The following is a 953-nucleotide window of genomic DNA, read 5'->3' as shown; positions in this document are numbered from 1 at the left end:
CAGCAAGGCATACCAGCTTTATTACCCGCAGGTGCAACACCAGCTCCTGGTAACGGGGGCCAAGCAAGGCTGGTTAGTCTTCTACTTTGAAGGTCAGATTCAGGAGTTTCCAATACTCCGAGACGAAGCCATGATTCAAGAAATCTTGGCCGAGGCTAAAAAGTTCTGGCAACAGGTAGTAGACAAGAAGGAGCCCGACAAAGATCCAGAGAGAGACCTGTACATACCGCAAGGTGAAGAGGTCAACCGTTGGATTGCTGCTGCTGAGGAATACCGCCTCTATGATGCTGAGATTCAGGAGCTGAAACAGCGACTGTCTGAGCTTCAAGAAAGGCAAAAGCCTCATCTCGACACCATGAAGTCCCTCATGGGGGAATACTTCCATGCCGACTACTGCGGTGTGATGGTAACGAGATACAAAGCGGCTGGCCGGGTAGACTACAAAAAGCTGTTGGCTGATAAGGCGTCAGGCGTGAAGCCTGAGGATGTTGACCAGTACAGAGAGAAGTCATCAGAGCGGTGCCGTGTAACGGTTACTGGCTCTGTGAAGCCACGGTACATTGTTGATGAGGACGTGCTTGCTCCTCTTGATGATTTGCCGGAAGAAGTAGAGACGTTCTACTGGTGAGTGGGGGATTTTCCCCCGCTTTCCCTTGGGGATTCTGGGAGTCTCCAACGGAAAGCAAGATTTTGTTCTCTTCGGAGAGCGAAAAGTGCGATAGCTGGTCGCCAAAAACAAACAGCAAATTAACGTTAATTTACTAGCCCAACCGGGCGCATCCGCCCGGTTCGGGACGTGGTGCGCCCCCAACTTTTTGGAGTGCATCATGACTAAAGTGAACCATCTACAAAGCCTCTGTGTTATCCACGTAGACTTTGACATCTGGAGTGGACAAACCCGTTTGTCTGCATCTGATCTCAAGCTGGGCGAGGGTGGTGAAATTCCACCTGAG

The 953-nt window shown here is 50.9% G+C and carries 1 protein-coding gene and 1 pseudogene; both read left to right on the top strand.

The window, feature by feature from the left end:
- Nucleotides 1-628, top strand: a pseudogene (locus R7P74_RS25230) (YqaJ viral recombinase family protein); the annotation flags it as partial.
- Between the two features lie 199 nt (nt 629-827).
- Nucleotides 828-953, top strand: a 126-nt coding sequence (locus R7P74_RS25225) for a DUF3150 domain-containing protein (protein ID WP_318123380.1), incomplete at its 3' end; no start/stop codon positions are given.

This window comes from Vibrio sp. 2033, from assembly GCF_033339735.1.
The sequence above is the reverse complement of the archived record's forward strand: the minus strand, read 5'-3'. Positions and strand labels throughout refer to the sequence as shown.